Source organism: Mesorhizobium sp. WSM4840, assembly GCF_055811755.1.
Genome location: NZ_JBVVQD010000023.1, coordinates 76632 through 93345 on the forward strand (window position 1 = coordinate 76632; position 16714 = coordinate 93345).

Genomic DNA, 16714 nt, shown 5'->3' on the forward strand with positions numbered 1-16714 from the left:
CCCACAAAAAAAAACCCCAAACCCCCCCCCCCCCCCCCCACCCCCCCCCCCAAAACCCCCCCCCCCCCCCCCGGCCCCCCCCCCCCCCCCCCCCCGCCGGGCCCCGGGGGCAGGTCCAGCCGGGCGGCCATTTCTTTGCGGCTCAGCACACGATGGCCCGTTACCGAACCGCGTTCTACGAGCATTGGTAGCCGACTGGTCAAACTTCGGCAACTGGACTGAAGCCGGGAGTAAGGACGCGACCAGAAGGGCGAATGGGATCTGGCGCAACGTGCTGGACGAGTTCCACGCGCCGGTTCATGCGGCAGAGCTTGCTCCCGTGCTCGATGAGTTCATCGAACGGCGCAAGGCCGAGGGAGGCGCCGCGCCAGTGTCATAGAGCCAGAACGTGGACTGAACAGGGAACCTAACAAACAGGCGAAAACGCTGAGGAGAGATCGATGTCATTCTTCAATCAAAACGGAAAGCCGGTGTCGTCATTTATCGCCGGTCTGGCTGGGGAAGCGTTGGCGGCACGAATGGATCGCCGCGAATTCCTGGCAATGGCTAGCACAATGGGCGCTTCAGCCGCGACCGCTTATGCAATGCTTGGTCTCACAGCGCCGACGCCAGCGATGGCCCAAACACCGAAAAAGGGCGGCGTTTTAAAGGTCGCCATGTTGGTGAAGCCGATGAAAGACCCCCGCACATTCGACTGGGTCGAAGGCTCGAACGCCGCCCGGCAGTTTCTTGAACCGCTGGTGAAGTATGAACGCGATTTCACCTTCAAGCCGATGCTTCTCGAGAGCTGGGACGTCAACGACGACGCCACAGAGTACGTTTTGCATGTGCGGAAGGGCGTCAAGTGGAACAATGGTGACGACTTCAACGCCGACGATGTCGTTTTCAACCTGAACCGATGGTGCGATCGTTCGGTCGAGGGCAATTCGATGGCAGGACGCATGGCGGCCCTCGTCGATCCTACGACTGGCAAGGCACGCGACGGTGCCATCGTTAGGGTCGATGACCATACGGTCAAACTCGTACTCCCCTCGTCCGATATCACGATCATTCCGAGCTTCGTCGACTACCCAGCGCTAATCGTCCACCGCGGATACGAAAAAATGGGCGGTGATTTGATCAAGAACCCCATCGGCACCGGCCCATTCGAACTGGTCTCCTACAAAGTGGGTGACCGAGTCGTGGTTAAACGCCGTGAGAATGGAGTTTGGTGGGGAGGCGAGGCCTATCTCGACGGCGTCGAATTCATAGACTACGGGAACGATCCTTCTGCCATGGCGAATGCCTTCGAATCAGGTGAGGTGCACACAAACTACGAAACCAATGCCGACTTTGTGCCGATTCTAGATAAGATGGGGTTGGTGAAATCGGAAGTGGTTACGTCAGCAACCATCGTCGCACGGACCAACGTCACCAACGCCCCCTTTAAGGATCAGCGCGTTCGCAAGGCGCTTCAGCTTGCAGTCGACAACGCGGCGGTGCTGAAACTCGCTTATGACGGTATGGGTTCGCTTGCCGAAAACCACCATGTCTGTCCAATCCACCCGGAGTATGCAGAACTGCCAAAGATCGCAAGAGACCTCGAAAAGGCGAAGGCGCTGATGGTCGAAGCGGGTCAAGCCGATCATGAGTTTGAACTGATCACCGTTGACGAGGAATGGCAGAAGAATGCGGGCGACGTCGTCGCCGCCCAGCAGCGCGAAGCCGGCTTCAAAGTGAAGCGGACGGTGATTCCGGGCAGTTCGTTCTGGAACGACTGGACGAAATATCCCTATTCGATGACCATCTGGAATATGCGTCCCCTCGGCGTTCAGGTCTTGGCGCTCGCCTATAGGAGCGGCGAGGCCTGGAACGAGACAGGCTTCGCTGATCCGGAGTTCGACGCGAAGCTCAACGCGGCAATGAAGGTCGCCGACGTTGCCAAACGCAAGATCCTCATGGCGGACGTTGAAAAACATTTGCAGGATTCCGGCATCATCACGCAGCCCTTCTGGCGTAAGTTCTACAATCACTCGGTTGCGGGAGTGAAGAACCACGGCATGCACCAGACGAACGAAATCAACCTCGAAGCGGTATGGCTTGACGAATAGTCGATTCCTGCACTACCTCGCGTGAAATTGGCCGCTCCGCTGTGAGCGGCTTTTTTCTTGGCCGGCGTCAGGCCCTGCTCGACATCATCGGCGTGATGGCCTGAAACCATGTCCATATATGCGTCGACAGCGCGGTCGACGTGGACCCGGACTATGTCCGCATACCGATAGCGAAAGACAACGGTGGTGATGATGGCGAAGAGCAAGGACGCGCTCAGGCTTGAAAGGTCGAGCGCCGTCGCGCGCCGCATGAGCGCCGGTGCTGCCGATCCGGAAATCTCGAACACCTGAAGGCCGGCGCCGAAATCCGTGACCATAACGCCTGCTTCGCGCCTTGCCAGACACCAGCGTAGATCGGAAATCGCGCGTCGGGAGTGAAATTCAGCAAAGGCGTGACCCGCCACACATCCTCAGGCGAGAAGAGTTCGGCGTCGGTCCCGTTGTTCGGCCTCGCTGGTCGCGATGACGATCATTTTTCGCTCCAAGTCCATGTTTAAGTTCCCGTCGCCCGCCTGTCGCCCCCGCCGGCCAGAATCACATCATTGGATGGCCGCGGGCTCGGGGTTACGGGAGGTCGTCTACCATCCGGTCTTCCCTGACAGAGAAAGGGCCGAGTAGCGACTGGTTGTCGACGTGTCCGGTCAGGCCCGCAACCGCTTGCCCTGCGGATCATAGGGAGAGGGCGCCAGGATTCGGGCCGTCCGCTCGACGCCAACGATATGCATCGTCAACTCGGTTCCTTCCGCAGCGCAATCGCGATCGACCAGTGCCATGGCAAGGCTCTTGCCAACGGTATGGCCATAGCCGCCGGAGGTGACGAAGCCGGCAAGCTTGCGTTTGTTCCAAATCGGTTCATAGCCGCTGGCATCAGCGTCCGCCGCGTCGATTTCGAGCGTCACCAGCGTTCGGCTGGCACCGACCTTCTGCTCTTTCAGCGCCGCCTCGCGGCCGATGAAGTCGCCCTTGTCGAAAGCAATCCAGCGGTCCATCGCGGTTTCTGCCGGCGTGTAATCCTGCGTGAACTCGCGCGACCAGATGCCGAAACTCTTTTCGAGCCGCAGCGAATTGACCGCGCCAAAGCCGTATTCGGTCACACCGAGGTCGTTGCCCGCCGCCAGCAGCGCGCGGCGCAACCCGGCGTGCTCATTGGCCTGGCAATGGATCTCGTAGCCGAGTTCGCCAATGACCGAGAGCCGCCCGACCTTGGCCTGGACAAGGCCAACATCCAGCGTCTTGCAGGCGAGGAATCCGAAGGCCTGGTGCGAGACATCCTGGTGTGTCAGCCGTTCGAGCAGGCGGCGCGCATTGGGGCCAGCGAGCGAAAAGCCGACGACCGCGTCCGAAATGTCGCGCACGGTGACGCCGTCGCCGTGATGCTGTTCGAACCAGCGCATGTGCCATTGCCGCAGATAATAGGACCCCATGATCCACCAGGAGCCGTCGCCCCAGTTGAAGATGGTGAGGTCGCCCTTGAGCTTGCCGTTTTCGCCCAACATCGGCGCGAGTTTGGCGCGTCCCGGCTTGGGCAGCGCACAGGCAAGCAGCCGGTCGAGCCAGGCCTCGGCCTGCGTCCCGGCGATCTCGTAGCGCGAGAAGGCGGTGATATCGAGCAGGCCGACACCTTCACGCACCTTGTGGCATTCCTGTGCGACGATGTCGAAGGCGTTGGAGCGCTTCAGCGTCGGTGTTTCGACGAAGCCTTGCGGCGCGAAATAGAGTGGCACTTCCATGCCCCAGGAATTGCCCCAGCGCGCGCCGGCGGCGTCCATGGCGTCATGCGCGCCGGCCGTCTTCAAGGGCCGTCCCGCCGGCAATTGCTCGTTGGGATAGCTCATGACGAAGCGGCGCGAATAGAATTGCCCGGTGGTCTGCTTGATATATTCGCGGTTGGAGGCGAAGTCGCCATAGCGAGCGATGTCCATGCCGTAGACATCGGCTTCCGGCTCGCCATTGATCATCCATTCGGCGAGCGACTTGCCCACGCCACCGCCCTGCAGGAAGCCGGCCATGACGCCGCAGGCAACCCAGTAGTTTGGCACGCCGCGCACCGGGCCTACCAGCGGGTTGCCGTCGGGCGAGAATGTGAAGGCTCCGTTAACCCAGCGCTTGATGCCGGCCGTTTCCAGGCAGGGATACCGGCTGAAGCCGAGGGCGAGCTCGTCCGCGATCCGGTCAGTGTCTTCTTGGATGAGTTCGACCCCAAAGTCCCATGGGGCGCCGTCCATGTGCCAGTGCTTGTGCTTGATCTCATAGATGCCGAGAAGCAGGCCCTTCTGCTCCTGGCGCATGTAGGTGAACCCTTCCAGGTCGACCACCAGCGGCAGTTCCTTTTTGAGCGCCTTGATCTCTGGGAGTGCTTCGGTCACGAGGTAATGGTGTTCGAGAGGAGAGACGGGCAGGTCGACGCCCGCCATCAGCCCGACCTGCTTGGCCCACAGACCAGCGGCGTTGACCACGTGTTCCGCGACAATTGTGCCCTTCTCGGTGATGATGTCCCATCCGCCGGTTGGGCGAATTTTCAGTTCCAGCACTCGGTTGTGCTCGATGACGTCGGCGCCGCGCTTCTTGGCGCTGCGCGCATAAGCATGCACTACGCCCGACGGGTCGATATGACCTTCTCGCTCCGCATAGAGGCCACCAAGCATGCCGTCGGTGTTGAGGATGGGGCAGTGTTCCTTGATCTCCTCGACGCTGATCAGACGAACGTCTTCGATGCCCATCGTCTGAAAAATCCGATACGAGGATTTCAGCCATTCCCACCGCGCTGGTGCCGAGGCGACCGATATCCCGCCAGTCATATGCATGCCGATATCCTGGCCGGATTCTTTCTCGACCTCGGAGAGCAGGTCGATCGTATAGGCCTGGAGCGCCGCAATGTTTGGGTCAGCGTTGAGTGCGTGGAACCCGCCCGCCGCGTGCCAGGAAGATCCAGCAGTCAAGACCTCTCGCTCGATGAGGGCGACGTCGGTCCAACCTAACTTCGCCAAATGATACAGCACGGAAGCGCCAACAACGCCGCCGCCGATGACGACTGCTCGGTAGTGGGTTTTCATTGTCGCGGCCTCTCACAACTCATTTGCACCGAGCTTAAAGGCAAATGGACACATGTGTCTAGACGTGGGAAGAATTTTCTGTACAATGATGTCTAGAACCACGGTGTCGCGTCGCGCCGCCGAGGCATCTGTCGTTAGGCGATCCCATAGTGGAGCACTCGTCATGAATGCGCCGACTAAGAACACCAGCCTCGTCGGGGTGCCTCATGAGGTCGACCTGAAAGAGCAGAATGAGATACCGCCGAACGCGGGCAGCCGGCCATATGAGCTGGCGGTTGTCCTTGTTCCGGGGTTCTCACAAGTTTGCCTGGCCTCGATGATCGAGCCCCTGCGACTGGCGAATTATCTGTCAACGCGTGATCTATTCAGGTGGCGTCTTGTTAGCCTGGCCGGAAAAGCTGTCGAGTGCGCGAGCGGTATTTCAATCGGTGTCAACGGCGACATCGAATCAGAGCGCCGCGGCCTCAACGCAGGCAGGCTGCCTGATGCCGCGATTATTTGCTCGGGCGGCGGCATTGAGGACCACTGTTCTGCCGCTGTCATGTCGCTACTGAGGTTATATGCGCGCCGGGGCGTTTGGCTCTACGGCGTCGGCACAGGCACATGGCTTCTGGCCAAGTCGGGCCTCCTGGCAGACGTCCGATGCACGATACACTGGCCAAAAATCGCCGCTCTCTCCGAAACGTTCGACCGGCTCAGCATCGACGATGCTTTGTTTGTCCGCGACGGACCTATCGTCACCTGTGCTGGCGGCTTCGCGGCTTTCGACATGGTCATCGATATTATCGAAAGGGAATTCGGTTCAAACCTCGCGCGTGCAGTCTGCCGGCACCTGACGACCGACAACCGGCGCGATGGAGCAATTTCACAGGCCGCGCCTCCTGGACTTCGTTTAGCTGGGACCAGCGACAAGTTGATACGTGCCGTCCGGCTGATGGAGCGAAACCTGGAACAGCCGCTCTTGCTGGAGGAGATAGCCCGGACCGTAATGGTATCGCGACGGCAGCTTGAACGTCTGTTCCACCGCTACCTCTCGATGACGCCGCACCGCTACTACCTTTCGCTCCGACTAGCGCGGGCACGGCAACTGCTCAATTCCACCAACCTCCCCGTTCTCGACATCGCTATCGCTTGCGGATTCGAGTCGTCGTCACATTTCGCGAAAACCTGCCATGAGTATTTCGGGAAGCCGCCAAGCGCACTGCGGGGATCGCATAGAGAGCCTCTTTCGTCGCATGCGCTAGAGCAGAGAAGGAGCTGAAACTATGTTAGAACGCGCGGAGGAACCCGGATTACAGGATCACCAACGCGGGCAGGACATCTTCAAGGATCCGCGGAAGCACACCTATTTCAACCCGGAAGGTGCGCATCTTCCATTGAGGAGTCCGATTGCCGCAGCTACGCTTGATCGGGCTCGCGCCTACCGAATGTCACGCATCCGCGAGAAGCTGGCGGAGCACGATTGCGCTGCCCTGCTTCTCTACGATCCGGTCAACATCCGCTATGCTTTCGACAGTTCGAACCAAGGCGTCTGGACCGCCCACAACGCCACGCGATACGCGTTGGTCGTGGCAGGAGGCCCAGGAATCATTTTCGAATTCGCAGGCTGCGAGCATCTCAACATCGGGCTGCCAGCGGTCGATGAGGTCCGTAGGGCGAAAGACTGGCTCTATCTCTTTTCAGGAGAACATGTCGAAACCCGCGCCGGCGCCTGGGCCGACGAAATTGTCGATATCGTGGCCTCCGCAGGCAAGAACCGGCGACTCGCCGTGGACAAAATCGAGCCAATGGGCGTCTTCGCACTTCAGCAGCGTGGCATCGAAATTGTCGAGGGACAAGAACTCACCGAGCGAGCGCGCGCTATCAAAAGCGCCGATGAAGTCGAATTGATGCGGTGGACCATCCGTGTCTGCGAGGCAGGCATGGCGCGAATGTACGAGGTCTCCGAACCGGGCCGGATGGAGCGTGAGATATGGGCTGAGCTTCATTTCGAGAATGCCCGCTCCGGCGGTGAGTGGCTGGAGACAAAACTGCTCGCCGCTGGCCCGCGGACGAATCCGTGGTTTCACGAATGTTCGGACTATGTCGTCCAGTGCGGCGACATAGTCTCCTTCGACACCGACATGATCGGTCCCTATGGCTATTGTGCCGATCTTTCGCGTTCCTGGACTTGCGGCCATGTCCGCATGACGGCCCAGCAGCACGAGCTCTATCAGACCGCGCTCGAACAGATTCACCACAACCTTGCCCTTCTGAAACCGGGGCTTACCTTCCGAGAGTTCAACGAGCGGTCATGGCGCATTCCCAACAAACACATAGATTTTCGATACCCGGTTGCCGTCCACGGCGTCGGCATGGCCGATGAATGGCCGATGGTTTTTCTGCACCCTGACTTCGATTCGAGAGGAATCACGGGGGTCAATTTGAGGAAAACATGGTTATCGACGTAGAGAGCCTAATCGCCGAGGAGGGGTCGGAAAGCATCAAGCTCGAAACCCAAGTGCTTATCACCGCGACCGGCGCTGATCGTCTCGACACTTTTCCATGGGAAGACGACTAGGGAGGACTAGTCATGCAGACAATCGAGATCGGCGCCGCCTCTCGTCCTGAGTTCGACGGACATGAGCAGGTCCGGTTCCACACTGACGAACAGACTGGATTGCGTGCGATCGTGGCAATCCACAGCACGCGGCTCGGGCCTGCGGCTGGTGGCTGCCGTATCTATCCCTACCAGACCGACACCGAGGCGATTGCCGACGCGCTCAGGCTGTCAAAGGGTATGTCTTACAAGAATGCGTTGGCCGGACTGCCGCTCGGGGGCGGCAAGTCAGTGATCATCGCGGATCCGCGGTCAGGGAAGACGCCGGCGATGATGCGCGCATTCGGCAGGGCGGTCGAAACATACTCCGGACGTTATATAACCGCGGAAGATGTCGGCTGCGTGGCCAGCGACATGGACGCCGTGGCAACAGAGACCCGTCACGTCGCCGGCCTTTCGGCAAGAGTGGGCGATCCGTCGCCCTACACGGCTCGCGGCGTATTCTTGTGCATGCGTCTTGCGGCGCGGGAACGACTTGGCCGCGACCTCGCCGGATTGAAGGTCGCAGTCAAGGGCGTCGGCCATGTCGGGCTTGAATTGTGTCGGCTGCTGGCAGCCACTGGAGCGTCACTTGTTGTGGCCGACCTTCGGGCAGAGAATGCGCGCCGGGCTGCGGAATTGTTCGGTGCGGACGTCGTCGCCACCGAAGAGATCGCATCGCTCGATGTGGATATCTTTGCTCCTTGCGCTCTCGGCGGCGATCTCAACGCCGCGGCGACCGACAGGCTCAGCGCCAGGATCGTCTGTGGCGGAGCGAACAATCAGCTTCTGACAGCCGGCGACGACCGGCTCTTGCTAGCTCGGAATATTACCTATTGCCCCGACTACTTAGTCAATGCTGGCGGCATCGTCGCGATTGCGGGAGAGGTGTTTTCCTACGAAGACGCGGATGTCCGCGCTAGAATAGAGGCGTTTCCCGATGTGCTGCGCGAAGTGCTGCACCGGTCGAAGAAGGAGCAGCGACCAACGGGGGAGATCGCCGACGATATGGCGCAAGCGATCCTCTACCGCCCGTCGCGCATCGATCGCTCCTCGACGACCCCCTCGACCTTCCCCGATCAAGTTGACGCGGTCTAGCATGGGGCTCGACGCATTCCGGCGACTGCCGCAGCTGATTCCCGATCGCGGACTTCCATGTTGAAGCTGCTGGAGTTCTTCTTTTGAACTGTGACGGAACCGGGCAGGTGCGCGTACTCGCACATGTCTGCGGCAGCTATGACGGCCTGATCCGTATTCTTATCGACTGCGAACGGTTTGGCTTTAGGCTTAGATCCGTCGTGGCGGAGCGCGATACGCCTGAGCCAGCGCTCGTCATAACGCTGCACCTTTCCATTTCCGCCAAGATATCGCCCGAACTTATCCGGCATCGCCTTTGCCGGCACGGTGCAGTCAAGCGAATTACTGTCGAACCCGTCACTGGAGAATAGTCATAGAAAGTGGACGCGTTCTTTGAGTGCCGAAAATTGATGCCGAAAGTCCGATATCGGAGCCGTTTGTCGACCTAATACCAGTGCGGACTCAAACTAGCGCTGCGGCAATCTCACGCCACCAGCAGCAGCCGGTGTATTCACTGCCTTTGGCCTCACGTTCGCGCGAGACGCGCCGCTTCTGAGGCACGCTACTGCCATATTCGCCCCACGGGACTCCATCGCCGGCCCGAGCTCGCGGGCCTTTGGCGTCATCTCGCCCGCGGCACTTGTCGCCTGCCGCCCTATGGCCCCTACAACATGCCCAAGGAGGCGAACCGTGCCTTGATCCGCACCGCGGCGCGCGAGTGCGGGCCTGGCAAGCTCTCTAATCGCCGAATTGACCTCAGAGCTGTTAAGACTTTCTGGGAGCGTTCAGCCATTTCATATCGCCGCGGCACCCACGGCCAATCTCCACGCGACTTGCAGCACCACGTCACCAGCACTCGAGCCTCCATAACTTCGGAGGCTTAAAACGAACTCTGCTTGGCCAGCCAATCTCTGACAGATGCAACATGGCCGGTTACTTCCCGAGATTTTGGCCAAGCTACGTTGAATGATTTTCCGGTGCGATGAATATAGCTGGTTACCCGAACCAGGCTCCCACTTCTTACCAGTCGGTCGGTTAGATGTGCCCAGCCGAGGGCAATGCCCTGACCTTCCAAAACGGACTGAATGACCGAGACATAGTCGTTGATGCGAAGGCCTTGCGGGGCGAGGGCGCCGTCAACGCCAGTGGCGGCCAGCCAGTCTGGCCAGGTTAACGCCGGCCTATGCGGCTCATCCAGGTGGATCAGTCGATGCTTGCATAAGTCCTCGATCGTTTGCGGCGTTCCATGGCGCTCGAGATACGTGGGGCTGCACAAAGGATATATTTCCTCCGGCGCTATCGGCAGCAGACCGTAATCCGGCAGGTCATCAGCGTCACCGCCCCTGATGCCGAGGGGTATGCCTTCAGCGGCAAGATTGAGATCACGATCGCTGGTTTGGATGCGCAACTCTATTCCTGGCAACTCTTCGCGAAAACGTTGCAGCCTTGGAACCATCCATAGCGTAGCGAACGCGGTCGATGCCGACAGCGTGACGTGATTGCCACCGGCAGATGCCATGAGGCGTTCCGCGGACTTTTGAATATGAGAAAGCCCAAGTGTCACGTCGGCAAAGAAGCGGGCACCCGGTTCGGTGAGTTCGACTTTTCGATGCCGGCGGACAAAAAGCTTGGTACCGAACTGCTCCTCAAGGCGTATGATCGAGAGTGAAACCGCTGCCTGGGACATGCCGAGTTCCTTGCCGGCTGCTGTGAAATTGAGCAGACGGCCGGCTGCCTCAAAAGCGATTAGCCCGTTCGCGGACGGCAAGAGATGTCGCAAGCTACCCATAATCACAGCTTATCGCATTGATTAGAATTTTCCAGCGTCACAGCCAAGTATCGTCTCGCTAAGATAACTAGCTCTGGGAGGATGAGTTGCCATGAACGTACCGGCCGCTGAATTAACCGAGCAAACCCACCGCCGCGGCGGCGGCCGCCTTGGACGCAAGGCGCTGAGGAGCGCTCCCATAGCCTCGTTCCCGACGCTGGTGCGCCAGATCCCCGCCTATCAGATGGTCCCTGACGAGGCGGTTGAGCTAATCCACCAGGAATCGCTCTCGATCCTCGAAGAGGTGGGCTGCGAGTTCCGCGACGACGAGGCGATCGCCCTCTGGAAGGCCGCCGGAGCCGATGTCTCCGAGACGCGCGTCCGTATCGACCGTGCGCTCTTGATGGAGCTGGTCTCCAAGGTCCCACCAGAATTCACCCTCAATGCCCGCAACCCCGAGCGTACCGTCCGCGTCGGCGGCAAGAACTCCATCTTCGTGCCGATGTATGGCGCACCCTATGTGCGCGACCTCGACAACAACAGGCGCTACGGCTCGCTCGCCGATCTCAACAATTTCCACAAGCTCGCCTACATGGCACCGGCGCTGCACTCGTCGAGCTCGGTCATCTGCGAGCCGATGGAAATTGCGGTGCCAAAACGTCACCTCCACATCATCCATTCAGCGCTGAAGCACTCAGACAAGCCGTTCATGGGCATCGTCACCTCGAAGGAGCGAGCCGAAGACACGATGGCGATGGCAGGCATCGTGTTCGGCGAGGATTTTGTCCGTGACAATCCGGTGCTGGTGTCGATCACCAATTGCAATTCGCCGCTGGTGTGGGACGCCACCATGCTGGATGCGATGAAGGTCTATGCGCGTCACAACCAGCCGTTGATCCTGGCGCCGTTCGCGCTGTGCGGCGCCTCGACTTCGGCCTCGGCGGTGGGAGCGGTGGCGCAGGTCAATGCGGAAGCGCTGGCCGGCGTCGCGTTCACACAGCTGCTGCGTCCGGGCTCGCCGCAGATCTACGGACAGTTCATGGTCACGGTCGACATGAAGACCGGCGCCCCGATGGGCGGCACGCCCGAGGCCGCCCAGATGATGTATCTGATGGGAGCTTTGGCGCGCAAGTACCGGCTGCCGTGGCGCACGTCCGGATTCCATGTCGGCTCGAAGCTGAACGACGCCCAGGCGGGCTACGAGGCGAACATGCTGATGCATGCCGCCATCCTTGCCGGCGCCAACTACATCTGGCACTCCGCCGGTTGGCTTGAGGCCGGCCTGACCTGCGGCTATTCAAAATTCGCGACGGACTGCGAACAGCTTGTTGGCTGGTACAAATATGCTGGTGGCCTTCCGTTCGACGATTTCAAGGAAGCGATGGCGGCGATCCGCGAGGTGGGGCCGCAGGGCCACTTCCTCGGCACCCAGCACACGCTTGAACATTTCGAGTCCGCCTTCTTCATGCCCAGCATCATGGACTTCAATTCGTACGAACAGTGGAAGGCTGAAGGGGCAAAGGACCACGACACCCGCGGCCGCGAGAAAGCGCGCAACATGCTCGCGGATTATGAGGAGCCGAAGCTCGATGAGGGCATTGCCCAGGGGCTGACGGATTTCATTGCGCGGCGCGAGGAGGCGCTGCCAAACAGCGTCAGTTGACGCGACGGACGAACAACTAACGGGAACAAAAAGGGAGAAAAAAATGACATTCTTCAGAAGCAATGGCGACCGCGTGCCGGGCGCTATCGAGGCAATGGCGAAAGAGACGCGTGCAGGCCATATGGACCGGCGCGAATTCCTGGCGTTGGCAAGCGCCTTCGGTGCCTCGACGGCTTTCGCTTATGGCATGATCGGCCTCGCCGCCACGACAAGAGCCCTGGCCGATGAACCGAAAAAGGGCGGAACGCTGCATGTCGCGATGTCGGTCAAGGCGCAGAAGGATCCGCGCACATATGACTGGACCGAGATGGCAAACGTCACCCGGACTTGGCTGGAGCCGCTCGTCCGCTATACGCACCAGTTCACGTTCGAGCCTGTCCTGCTCGAAAGCTGGGACGTCAATGACGACGCCACCGAATACACACTGCATCTGCGCAAAGGCATCACCTGGAACAATGGCGATGCCTTCAACGCCGATGACGTGGTCTCCAATCTGAACCGCTGGTGCGAGAAGGATGCTTCCGGCAATTCCATGGCGGCACGCGTCGGCGCGCTGATCGACACAAAGACCGGCAAGGCCAGGGATGGCGCCATCACCAAGGTCGACGACCACACGGTCAAGCTGAAGCTGTCCGAACCCGACATCGCGATCATACCGGGCTTCACCGACTATCCGGCTCTGGTCGTGCATCGCGACTTCGACAAGGATGGCGCCGACCCGATCAAGAAGCCAATCGGTACCGGGCCCTTCGAACTGGTGTCCTATGCAGTAGGTACGAAGGCGGTCGTCAAGCGTCGCGAGAACGGCAAGTGGTGGGGCGGTGAAGCGCCTCTCGATAGCGTCGAATTCATCGACTACGGAACTGACTTCAATGCCACGCTGAATGCCTTCGAATCCGGCGAGATCGACCTCGATTTCGAGACACCCGCCGACTTCATCGACATCCTCGACCAGATGGATCTGGTGAAATCGGAGGTCGCGACAGCAACCACGCTCGTTGCCCGGACCAACATTACGCACAAGCCTTATGATGACCAGCGGGTGCGCAACGCCCTGCAAATGGCCGTCGACAACAATGCCGTCATGCAGCTCGGCTACGCCGGGCTCGGCACCGTCGGAGAGAACCACCACGTCGCCCCGATCCATCCCGAATACTATCCGCTGCCCAAGAAGACACGCGACGCGGCGGGCGCCAAGACGCTGATGGCCGAGGCCGGACAGGCCGATTTCGAGCACGAGCTGATCACCGTCGAGGACGAATGGCAGAAGAACACCGGCGATGCGATCGCCGGCCAGTTGCGCGATGCCGGCATCAAGGTGAAGCGTACGGTGCTGCCGGGCTCGACCTTCTGGAATGACTGGACGAAGTATCCGTACTCGATGACCATCTGGTACATGCGGCCGCTGGGCGTCCAGGTGTTGGCGCTCGGCTATCGCACCGGCGAAGCCTGGAACGAAACGGCGTATTCGAATCCTGATTTCGACGCCAAGCTCAAGCAGGCCCTCTCACTCATCGACGTCGAGAAGCGCCGCGAGGTGATGAAGGACGTCGAGCAGATCCTGCAGGATTCCGGCGTCATCATCCAGCCGTTCTGGCAGAAGCTCTACTGCCACATGAGCAAGAAGGTGAAGAACTACGGAATGCACCAGACCTACCAAATGGACTTCCAGAACGTCTGGCTGGACGCCTGAGTTAGCTCCCAAGGCTGGGCAATGACCCGCCGGCACCTGTTGCAGAAACAGGTGCCGGCGGACCGCAAACCTTTGAAATCAGCGAGTGCGTCAAACATGGCCGACGACGAGATCATCCTTTCCGAGCTTTCCGACGACCAGTTGGTGCAGCAGATGCACGACGACCTCTATGATGGGCTGAAGGAAGAAATCGAGGAAGGGACGCAAATCCTGCTCGAGCGCGGCTGGGTGCCCTACAAGGTCCTGACCGAGGCGCTGGTCGAGGGCATGCGCATCGTCGGCGAGGATTTTCGCGACGGCATCCTGTTCGTTCCGGAAGTGCTTTTGTCCGCCAACGCGATGAAGGCCGGCATGTTCATCCTGCGCCCGCTTCTCGCCGCCACCGGCGCGCCGAAGCAGGGCAAGATGGTGATCGGCACCGTCAAAGGCGACATCCACGACATCGGCAAGAATCTCGTCGGCATGATGATGGAAGGCGCTGGCTTCGACGTCATCGATCTCGGCATCAACAATGCCGTCGAGAAATATATGGCAGCTATTGAAGAGCATCAGCCCGACATCGTCGGCATGTCGGCACTGCTGACCACGACCATGCCATACATGAAGGTCGTCATCGACACGATGAAGGAAAAGGGCATTCGCGACGACTATGTCGTGCTGGTCGGCGGTGCACCATTGAACGAGGAATTCGGCAAAGCCGTCGGCGCCGACGCGTATTGCCGCGATGCGGCGGTGGCGGTCGAAACTGCCAAGGACTTCATGAAGCGCAAGCACAACGTCCGCGTGTCATAGCCGCAAAGCAACCTTCCGTCCTTCGTGGAAGGCGTAGGGCGCCTGGCGCGGAGCGACGGCGTCGCCGACCTCCATGAAAGGCTGGGACGTATTTTCCAATTCTTTAGCCAGCCAATTCGCTGCCACATTGGTGGTTGCCAGAACAAGGCAATCGCCCGGGACAAAGGTTTCTTCACGGGTGTTGTGGTCGACGACGGTCACGCCGTCCCCGTGCCACTCCAGCACGCTGACATCCACCAGCCATGTGACGCCAAGCTGACGCAATGTCCGCCGAAGCGGGAAATCGGCAGCAGTGCGCTGCAGTTCCTTGCCGACCAACGGATCGGGCGTAAGAATAGTGACCTGGTGGCCTTCCTCGGCAAGTTTCCAGGCTGTGCCACCGCCTCGCCAACCGCCGCCCTCGTCGAGCAAAAGCACGTGCTTACCTGGCCGCGCGACGCGGGCCATGACGGATTCGATCGAGAAGACATTGCCCCTTTCGATGCCGGGCAGGTTCGGCATTGCCGGCAGAGCCTTCTGAAATCCGGTTTCGGGAGACACCGATCCCGTGGCCAGGATGACGGTATCAGCTTGGAAAGAGGCGATTTCCGAAGCCTCGACGTAGGTGTTGAGTCGAACGTCGACGTTCAGCTTGTCAAGCTGGCGCTCATACCACCCGAGAAGGTCGAGGATTTGCCCTCGGCGTGGCTGCAGTCCTGCGAGCAGAAAGTTCCCGCCCAATCTACTGGAGGCTTCGGCCAGCACCACGTCGTGCCCTCGCTCGGCGGCAACCCGAGCCGTCTCGAGGCCGGCGGGACCGCCGCCGACGACAAGCACCCGTTTTTTGATAGCAGCGGACGTGAACCGGTCACCACCCCATTCAAACTCGCGCCCCGCAGAGGGATTGATAAGGCAGCTGATCCAGTAGTCGCGGGAACGACGGCCCCAGCACATCTGGTTGCAAGATATGCATCCGCGCACATCTTCCGGCCGGTCTGCAGCGGCCTTGCGTGCCAGATGCGGGTCGGCGATCTGGCCCCGGACGATCGACACCAGGTCTGCAGCTTTCTCGCCGAGCACGCTTTCGGCGTTTTCAGGCGTCCTGATATGGCTTTCGGCGACCACGAGGGCCATCTTGACCACGGCCTTGAGGGTCGTTGCGAGATCAGTGCCAAGCTTCTCCGGATAGAGATAGGTCGGCATTATCTTGTAGAAATCGAGGTAGCTGCCGGTGCCGCAGGTCACGTAGTCGATCAGCCCCTGTTCATCATGCAGCCGAATGATTTCCGCCAGCTCCTGGCGACTGAGCGCGACTGTGTAGTCAGGTTCGTCGCTGACCGAGAGGCCAACTATAAAATCCCGGCCGCATGTTTCGCTGATGCGGGTCAGGATCTCGCGGGAGATCCGCGTGCGGTTGTCGAGCGACCCTCCCCATTGGTCCTCGCGTTGGTTTGTCCAGGGTGTCCAGAACTGATCAACCAGTCCGAGATAGGCCGCCCAGACTTCGACGCCATCGAAACCGGCTTCCTGGCAGCGGCGCGCAGCCTGAACAAAGCTGTCGATGGTCTCCCAAATCTCATCCTCGGACATGGCGTGGGAACCGTCGCTGTCATGATAGCTTGGCAGGCCTGAGGGCGACCAATGCGCGTGAAACGAGTTGTCCGAATCCCCATGCGCACCGACATGATAGAGCTGCTGGATGGCGATCGCCCCGTGGTCCTTGATGGCGCGCGTGACCCGCTGGAAATGAGGAATGACGCTATCGTCGCCAGGTCGAAAATTGCCGCGTGTCAGGACGGCAGCCTGATGGACGGGCATGGGTTCGACAACAATCATGCCGGCCCCACCGATCGCTCGCTCGGCATAGTAGGCAACGTGTCGTTCGGTCGGGACGCCATTTTCGGCCATGTTGGCGGTATGAGCCCCGAACACGATCCGGTTTCGGAGCGTGCGGCTGCCTAGCTTTGCAGGTGAGAACAGATGCGGAAAGAGTTTTGACATAATATCACACCAGCGGTCGA

Annotated in this window: 14 protein-coding genes; 10 read left to right on the forward strand and 4 right to left on the reverse strand. The window is 60.1% G+C overall.

All coding sequences use genetic code 11. The features are described from left to right. The 3 genes from AC0L3I_RS26245 to AC0L3I_RS26255 form a co-directional block, all read left to right on the forward strand. Window positions 1–191: trimethylamine methyltransferase family protein (locus AC0L3I_RS26245; RefSeq protein WP_473528753.1), on the forward strand; the 191-nt coding region annotated here is incomplete at its 5' end. Next, window positions 185–379 carry a trimethylamine methyltransferase family protein gene (locus AC0L3I_RS26250; protein WP_473528754.1) on the forward strand — a complete coding sequence of 65 codons (195 nt, stop codon included), beginning with the start codon at window positions 185–187 and terminating at the stop codon, window positions 377–379. The genes AC0L3I_RS26245 and AC0L3I_RS26250, both read left to right, overlap by 7 nt. A 61-nt stretch (window positions 380–440) precedes the next feature. Then, window positions 441–2090 carry an ABC transporter substrate-binding protein gene (locus AC0L3I_RS26255; RefSeq protein WP_473528755.1) on the forward strand — a complete coding sequence of 550 codons (1650 nt, stop codon included), beginning with the start codon at window positions 441–443 and terminating at the stop codon, window positions 2088–2090. 641 nt (window positions 2091–2731) lie between these two features. Here AC0L3I_RS26255 and AC0L3I_RS26260 read toward each other — a convergent pair. Next, complete coding sequence (locus AC0L3I_RS26260; protein WP_473528756.1) at window positions 2732–5143, reverse strand: GcvT family protein; 2412 nt, start codon at window positions 5141–5143, stop codon at window positions 2732–2734. A gap of 163 nt (window positions 5144–5306) precedes the next feature. Between AC0L3I_RS26260 and AC0L3I_RS26265 the strand changes: the two genes are divergently transcribed. From AC0L3I_RS26265 to AC0L3I_RS26280, 4 genes are read left to right on the forward strand one after another with little or no spacing between them, the layout of a single operon-like run. Further along, a complete protein-coding gene (locus AC0L3I_RS26265) occupies window positions 5307–6404 on the forward strand; it encodes a GlxA family transcriptional regulator (RefSeq protein ID WP_473528757.1) in 1098 nt (365 codons plus the stop codon). A 4-nt stretch (window positions 6405–6408) separates the two neighbouring features. Further along, window positions 6409–7593 carry a M24 family metallopeptidase gene (locus AC0L3I_RS26270; RefSeq protein WP_473528758.1) on the forward strand — a complete coding sequence of 395 codons (1185 nt, stop codon included), beginning with the start codon at window positions 6409–6411 and terminating at the stop codon, window positions 7591–7593. Next, on the forward strand, window positions 7578–7703 hold the full coding sequence (locus AC0L3I_RS26275; RefSeq protein ID WP_473528759.1) for a hypothetical protein: 126 nt from the start codon (window positions 7578–7580) through the stop codon (window positions 7701–7703). The genes AC0L3I_RS26270 and AC0L3I_RS26275 overlap by 16 nt, the downstream gene beginning before the upstream one ends. A gap of 12 nt (window positions 7704–7715) precedes the next feature. Beyond that, window positions 7716–8819: a Glu/Leu/Phe/Val family dehydrogenase gene (locus AC0L3I_RS26280; RefSeq protein WP_473528760.1), complete on the forward strand. Its 1104-nt coding sequence runs from the start codon at window positions 7716–7718 to the stop codon at window positions 8817–8819. On the opposite strand, the gene AC0L3I_RS26285 is transcribed toward AC0L3I_RS26280, so the two are convergent. Both AC0L3I_RS26285 and AC0L3I_RS26290 read right to left on the reverse strand, forming a co-directional pair. Further along, a complete protein-coding gene (locus tag AC0L3I_RS26285) occupies window positions 8816–9109 on the reverse strand; it encodes a hypothetical protein (protein ID WP_473528761.1) in 294 nt (97 codons plus the stop codon). The genes AC0L3I_RS26280 and AC0L3I_RS26285 overlap by 4 nt on opposite strands. Window positions 9110–9678: 569 nt before the next feature. After that, window positions 9679–10587: a LysR substrate-binding domain-containing protein gene (locus AC0L3I_RS26290; protein WP_473528762.1), complete on the reverse strand. Its 909-nt coding sequence runs from the start codon at window positions 10585–10587 to the stop codon at window positions 9679–9681. Between the two features lie 91 nt (window positions 10588–10678). On the opposite strand from AC0L3I_RS26290, the gene AC0L3I_RS26295 reads away from it, so the two are divergent. From AC0L3I_RS26295 to AC0L3I_RS26305, 3 genes are all read left to right on the forward strand, one after another. Continuing rightward, the gene (locus tag AC0L3I_RS26295) at window positions 10679–12229 is read left to right on the forward strand and encodes a trimethylamine methyltransferase family protein (RefSeq protein ID WP_473528763.1); all 1551 of its coding nucleotides are present in this window, start codon (window positions 10679–10681) and stop codon (window positions 12227–12229) included. Window positions 12230–12272: 43 nt separating this feature from the next. Next, window positions 12273–13922, forward strand: coding sequence for an ABC transporter substrate-binding protein (locus tag AC0L3I_RS26300; protein WP_473528764.1), 1650 nt, complete (start codon window positions 12273–12275; stop codon window positions 13920–13922). A gap of 96 nt (window positions 13923–14018) precedes the next feature. Next, window positions 14019–14714, forward strand: a complete 696-nt coding sequence (locus AC0L3I_RS26305) for a corrinoid protein (RefSeq protein ID WP_473528765.1) — start codon at window positions 14019–14021, stop codon at window positions 14712–14714. Here the strand turns inward: AC0L3I_RS26305 and AC0L3I_RS26310 are convergent. After that, complete coding sequence (locus AC0L3I_RS26310; protein WP_473528766.1) at window positions 14709–16694, reverse strand: oxidoreductase; 1986 nt, start codon at window positions 16692–16694, stop codon at window positions 14709–14711. The two genes, AC0L3I_RS26305 and AC0L3I_RS26310, sit on opposite strands and share 6 nt — an antisense overlap. Window positions 16695–16714 lie beyond the last annotated feature (20 nt).

Coding starts and splice junctions, on each gene's coding strand:
- AC0L3I_RS26255 (WP_473528755.1), top strand. CDS start 441: ATGTCATTCTTCAATCAAAACGGAAAGCCGGTGTCGTCATTTATCGCC.
- AC0L3I_RS26260 (WP_473528756.1), bottom strand. CDS start 5,143: ATGAAAACCCACTACCGAGCAGTCGTCATCGGCGGCGGCGTTGTTGGC.
- AC0L3I_RS26265 (WP_473528757.1), top strand. CDS start 5,307: ATGAATGCGCCGACTAAGAACACCAGCCTCGTCGGGGTGCCTCATGAG.
- AC0L3I_RS26270 (WP_473528758.1), top strand. CDS start 6,409: ATGTTAGAACGCGCGGAGGAACCCGGATTACAGGATCACCAACGCGGG.
- AC0L3I_RS26275 (WP_473528759.1), top strand. CDS start 7,578: ATGGTTATCGACGTAGAGAGCCTAATCGCCGAGGAGGGGTCGGAAAGC.
- AC0L3I_RS26280 (WP_473528760.1), top strand. CDS start 7,716: ATGCAGACAATCGAGATCGGCGCCGCCTCTCGTCCTGAGTTCGACGGA.
- AC0L3I_RS26285 (WP_473528761.1), bottom strand. CDS start 9,109: ATGCCGGATAAGTTCGGGCGATATCTTGGCGGAAATGGAAAGGTGCAG.
- AC0L3I_RS26290 (WP_473528762.1), bottom strand. CDS start 10,587: ATGGGTAGCTTGCGACATCTCTTGCCGTCCGCGAACGGGCTAATCGCT.
- AC0L3I_RS26295 (WP_473528763.1), top strand. CDS start 10,679: ATGAACGTACCGGCCGCTGAATTAACCGAGCAAACCCACCGCCGCGGC.
- AC0L3I_RS26300 (WP_473528764.1), top strand. CDS start 12,273: ATGACATTCTTCAGAAGCAATGGCGACCGCGTGCCGGGCGCTATCGAG.
- AC0L3I_RS26305 (WP_473528765.1), top strand. CDS start 14,019: ATGGCCGACGACGAGATCATCCTTTCCGAGCTTTCCGACGACCAGTTG.
- AC0L3I_RS26310 (WP_473528766.1), bottom strand. CDS start 16,694: ATGTCAAAACTCTTTCCGCATCTGTTCTCACCTGCAAAGCTAGGCAGC.